Below are 2840 nucleotides of genomic sequence, written 5' to 3'. Positions count from 1 at the left end.
ACCGCACCATTGCGGCCTACTCGCCCTACGACAATGTGCGCGCGCAAGCCTATCCGGCGACGCTCATCACGGGCGGGCTCACCGATCCCCGCGTGACCTATTGGGAGCCCGCGAAATGGGCGGCGAAGCTCCGCGCGACGAAGACGGACCGCAATCTCCTGCTGCTCAAGATCAACATGGACGCGGGCCACGGCGGCGCGTCCGGCCGCTTCGAGCAGTTGAAGGAGGACGCGCTTGCCTATGCCTTCGCGGTGAAGGTGACGGGCGGCGCGGGCGTGTAGCCGCGCCGCAGCCGGGCCGCGTTGACGCTATCGCCGCCTCCGTCTTGCGCTCGCCCCCTGCTTGGCGTAACCGATGGGCAGGATACGATTTTCAGCGGCTCCGCCGTTCGGCGTGGAACGGGCGGGCCGCAGAGGCGGGCAAGGGAGCCGGGAAATGGGCCGTTCAATTCTTTCGATCATCTTCGGATCGCGGTCTGCGGCCGCTGACGACCTTCCGGCGTTCGCGCCCGTGGTGGAGGCTCCCGCCGCGCCCGTCCGCGTCGAAACTGAGGAAGAACGCGCCGAGCGCGAACGTCTCGAAGCGCTCTACCGCGAGGAAGGCCGGATCGAGGTCGACGCGCCGCATCCTACGAACGAGCACGGGCGCTGGTTCCTGCCGGGCGCGGGCAAGACCGAGTGGTTCACGGACATGGAGCACGGACCGGAACTTGTCGTCGTGCCTTCGGGCCGCTTCCTGCAGGGCGCGCCGAACGACGAACCGCAGCGCGAGGCGTGGGAAGTCGGCGCGGAAAGCCCGCAACACGAGACGACCATCCCGAAGCCGTTCGCCATCGGGCGCGCGGCGGTTACGCGCAGAGAGTTCAAGGCGTTCGTCGCGGCGACAGGCCACGACGCGGGCACGCTGCGCAATCACGGCTTCGCGCAGGATGACAGTCACCCCATCATCGGCGTGAGTTGGAAGGACGCCGCCGCCTATGTGGAATGGCTCAGCAAGATCACGCGCAAGCAGTACCGGCTGCCGTCCGAGGCCGAATGGGAATATGCCGCCCGCGCAGGGACAACGACGCCGTTCTGGTGGGGCGCCTCGATCACGCCGGAGCAGGCGAACTACAACGGCACGCACGTCTACGAAGGCGGCGGCGAGGCGGGCGTGCATCGCAGGGGCACGGTGCCGGTGCTGGAGTTCGAGGCGAATCCGTGGGGCCTGTATCAGGTCCACGGCAATGTCTCGGAATGGTGCGCAGATCAGTGGCACCGCGGCTACTGGGAAAAGAAGGACCATCTGAAGGCGAGCGGCGGCCCGCAGGTCAACGGCAATTCCGGCCATGTGCTGCGCGGTGGCTCGTGGAACGACGGCCCGCAATTCCTTCGCGCGGCGAGCCGTTCGAGGCTCTATGGCGACATTCGCCTCGGCTATTACGGCTTCCGCGTCGCGCGGTCTATTGCCTGACACGTAACTTGCCCGTCAGCGCGTCACGCGCTCTGACGGGCCACTTCAACGCAGTCGCTACCCGCGTAGCTCCGCGCCGGTCGCCTTCTGCACCTGCGCGATGACCTTCTGCGATACGGCCTCGATCTCGGCTTCCGTCAGCGTGCGGTCGGGCGGCGTGAGCGTCACCTCGATGGCGAGCGACTTTTTGCCATCCGGCACGCCCTTGCCCTCGAACACGTCGAACACGGCGACGCGGCTGATGAGCGCCTTCTCGGCACCCTCGGCGGCGCGCAGAACAGCTGCGGCCTCGATGTCCTTGTCGACGAGGAAGGCGAAGTCGCGCTGCACGGGCTGGAAGCCGGAGACGACGAGCGCGCCCTTGGCTGTGCCCTTCTTGCGCGGCGCGGGCACGGCGTCGAGGAAGATTTCAAACACGGCGACAGGGCCGGAAATGTCGAGCACCTTCAGCGTCTCGGGGTGAAGCTCGCCGAAATGGCCGAGAACGGTCTTCGGCCCGAGCTTCAGCGCGCCCGAGCGGCCGGGATGATACCATGCGGGCGCTTCGCGTGTGACCTGCACGCGGGCGGGGTCGAGGCCCAGCGCTTCGAGCACGGCGAGCGCGTCCGCCTTGGCGTCGAACACATCGACCGGCTTTGCCGCGCCGTCCCAATGGCGGCCCGCGCCGCCGATTCGAGCTGTGCCGGTGCGGACGCCGCTCGCCGCGTTCGCCTGATCCTCGGGCCGAGCGCCTCGGAAAAACTGGCCGATCTCGAACAGCGCAACATCCGCGAACCCGCGATTGGCGTTCGCGCGCGCCGCTTCCAGAAGGCCGGGCAGGAGGCTCGGCCGCATGTCGGTCATTTCGCTGGAGATCGGGTTGGCGAGCTTCAGCGCCGCGGCACCGCCGCCGAAGTGGCGCGCCTCGGCTTCGGAGATGAATGACCACGTAACGGCTTCGACGATGCCGCGCGTGGCGAGTGTGCGGCGCGCGGCGAGCACGCGCTTCTGGCTCTGAGTGAGCACGGCGCGGGCAATGCCGGGATCGCGCGGCAGCGGCGTCGAGGGGATGCGCTCGGCGCCGGAAAGCCGCACCACCTCTTCCACGAGGTCGGCCGCGCCGTTGATATCCGGCCGCCATGATGGCGGGGTGACGGTGAAAGCTGGGCCGGTGCCCGCGATGGTGAAGCCGAGATGCTTCAGCGCCGTGGCGATTTCCGCACCCGAGAAGCGCGCGCCAGACAGCTTCTGCACGAGCGCCGGATCGAACGACACGGCGGGCTTGCCGGACGGGGCCACGCCAGCCGATACCACCTCGCTCGCCTCGCCGCCGCAGAAGTCGAGGATCAGCTTCGTTGCCAGCGCCAGCCCCTCGAACTGGCTTTGCGGATCGATGCCGCGCTCGAAGC

3 protein-coding genes are annotated in these 2840 nt (G+C 68.5%); 2 read left to right on the top strand and 1 reads right to left on the bottom strand.

Annotation, left to right across the window (positions count from 1 at the left end):
• Positions 1–281, top strand: a 281-nt coding sequence (locus T281_RS16775; protein ID WP_037242190.1) for a prolyl oligopeptidase family serine peptidase, incomplete at its 5' end; no start/stop codon positions are given.
• Between the two features lie 154 nt (positions 282–435).
• The gene (locus T281_RS16770; RefSeq protein WP_052037617.1) at positions 436–1452 is read left to right on the top strand and encodes a formylglycine-generating enzyme family protein; all 1017 of its coding nucleotides are present in this window, start codon (positions 436–438) and stop codon (positions 1450–1452) included.
• 57 nt (positions 1453–1509) lie between these two features.
• Here the strand turns inward: T281_RS16770 and T281_RS16765 are convergent.
• On the bottom strand, positions 1510–2840 hold a 1331-nt coding region (locus T281_RS16765), incomplete at its 5' end, for a phenylalanine--tRNA ligase subunit beta (protein ID WP_037242187.1).

It is taken from the genome of Rhodomicrobium udaipurense JA643, from assembly GCF_000636015.1.
Taxonomy (GTDB): Bacteria; Pseudomonadota; Alphaproteobacteria; order Rhizobiales; family Rhodomicrobiaceae; genus Rhodomicrobium; species Rhodomicrobium udaipurense.
This window is presented reverse-complemented; position numbering and strand designations above follow the sequence as displayed.